This is a genomic window from Okeania sp. SIO2B9, from assembly GCF_010672505.1.
GTDB classification, from domain to species: domain Bacteria; phylum Cyanobacteriota; class Cyanobacteriia; order Cyanobacteriales; family Microcoleaceae; genus Okeania; species Okeania hirsuta.
The window spans coordinates 1-1,902 of record NZ_JAAHGK010001393.1; the positions used below are offsets into that span (position 1 = coordinate 1).

3 protein-coding genes and 1 pseudogene are annotated in these 1,902 nt (G+C 36.5%); all 4 read left to right on the forward strand.

The genetic code is table 11. From position 1 onward, the window contains the following. Window positions 1–238 precede the first annotated feature (238 nt). Window positions 239–409, forward strand: a pseudogene (locus F6K13_RS31075) (transposase); the annotation flags it as partial. A 371-nt stretch (window positions 410–780) separates the two neighbouring features. Continuing rightward, window positions 781–1,035: a hypothetical protein gene (locus tag F6K13_RS31080; protein ID WP_124144963.1), complete on the forward strand. Its 255-nt coding sequence runs from the start codon at window positions 781–783 to the stop codon at window positions 1,033–1,035. After that, window positions 1,029–1,385, forward strand: a complete 357-nt coding sequence (locus tag F6K13_RS31085) for a type II toxin-antitoxin system PemK/MazF family toxin (protein ID WP_124144962.1) — start codon at window positions 1,029–1,031, stop codon at window positions 1,383–1,385. The genes F6K13_RS31080 and F6K13_RS31085 overlap by 7 nt, the downstream gene beginning before the upstream one ends. Window positions 1,386–1,657: 272 nt before the next feature. Further along, entirely contained in the window at window positions 1,658–1,885 is a 228-nt protein-coding gene (locus F6K13_RS31090) for a hypothetical protein (protein WP_124154675.1), read from the forward strand. Window positions 1,886–1,902: the final 17 nt, after the last annotated feature.

Below are 1,902 nucleotides of genomic sequence, written 5' to 3' on the forward strand. Positions count from 1 at the left end.
TATGCCTTCGCAGGTGTTCCAACCAATAATCAATTTTGGCTGACTGTTCAGCAGTGGGGTTGATTTTATAGCAATGAGTCATTTCAGTTATCAGTCATCAGTTATCAGTTATCAGTACCTCTGCAATAAGGAGGCTTGACCTTAGCGAATATGCTCTTTTTTATCCCCTTAAAAGGGGAGGCGCATACCCACAATTTTTCGGTAATTATCATAATTTTTATATTACACTTACCGCAACCCAAAAATTCAATTGAGTAAATTTATAGCTAATCTCAAAACTGTTTCTAGCAGTTTGATCAGGAGAGACTTTGCTGATTACCTGGCAAGATTTTATCGGAAACCTGTACTGTAGAATGGTTCCTATTTTATTGCTAGTTGCGGTCGTGTAACTATTGAGCAATTAAAGTAATATGTCGAACATCAATCGACACCAGTTTAATTTACTGTCGGCAATTCCCCTCACCGTTAAGCTGTCACTATAATGGGAGACCCCTTGCCGAATCAAGCTGGATTAAGATTCAAACCCCAAGCAATTTTTCCTTCTGGCCTCTGCATTTTTCATTGTTAGATTTTAGATTTTTCCCGAATTTAAGATTTTCTCTGGAATTATTTGAAACAAATTAACTCCAAATTAAATCTAGAATACTAGGATGATTTTGAGTTTCAGTATCAGGAGGAGTTAAATGTCTCAATAAATTCAAGAGGTGAGACCTTTTTGAATAAGTATTGACAGCAATATAACCTATGATTATACTAACATAAAAGTTAAATTATAATTATATGGCCACTGTCAAAACTGCAATTTCATTACAAGAGTATCTGTTTGAACAAGCTGAAGCACTAGCAGCAGAAATGAAAATATCTAGAAGTCGTTTAATAGCGATCGCTCTAGAAGAGTTTATTCGTCGGCATCAAAATCGACTATTGCTAGAAAAAATAAATGCTGCTTATGAGGATGTTTCTGATACAGAAGTATCAACATCAATAAGTAGTATTAGTGGACATCATAGGAGTATAATAGAGGACGAGTGCTAATTAATCAAGGTGATATATTCTGGATTGAATTAGATGAACCATCCGGTTCTCAAGCTACTTACAGACATCCTCATGTTGTAATTCAGAACAATGTTTTTAATTTTAGTTTGATTAAGACTGTGGTTGTTTGTAGTTTAAGTTCTAATCTCAAGCTTGCTGCTGTTCCTGGCAATATTGTTTTGGCAGTGGGTGAGGCAAATTTACCAGATAAAATAGTTGTGAATATATCCCAGATTTTCACAGTAGAAAAAGCAAAATTGACAGATAAAATAGGTACTCTTTCACCGGAGAGAGTAGAAAAAATATTAGAGGGAGTGGAACTATTACTTAAACCAACAGAAATGGAATAACGATAAGATTTTTGCCTCTTTTGCTCCTCACCTTAACTTTCTAGTTCTAGAATCAATTATTTGCATCAAAAAATTTGAATTTTTACTATATCTTTCTAAAAAGAAAGCTTAGTCTCCACTACACAATATTATAGTACGTGACATCCTCTATACAGCGAATCAAAGATGACGCTGCTCTTCCATGATCGCAATTTAGAATCTTGCTCCCCAGGAAAGTTAAATCTCGACTATTTTTCTATATATTATATCCTCAAAAAAAAGGTTTTAGTGGAATGCTCAAAAAGCGGTGCGACCCCGCGACGACTATAGTCGCAAGGGAACGCGCACCAAGAGATCACAAATTAGCAAGTGCTATTGCTGATTGTGGATTTTATGAATTTAAGCGTCAGCTTATAGAACCCCTGAGCGTATCTTTGGACGCGGTATGTGCTTTTGGCTTCCGTCCTCAGCCTGAGGAAGTTGTGGAAATTCAGGAACGAGAATGGGGAAAAAGCGGATGAGACCCCGCGTCGCCCAA

Bases quoted from the DNA above. Each gene is read 5' to 3' on its own strand.
- F6K13_RS31080 (WP_124144963.1), top strand. From the start codon at position 781: ATGGCCACTGTCAAAACTGCAATTTCATTACAAGAGTATCTGTTTGAA.
- F6K13_RS31090 (WP_124154675.1), top strand. From the start codon at position 1,658: ATGCTCAAAAAGCGGTGCGACCCCGCGACGACTATAGTCGCAAGGGAA.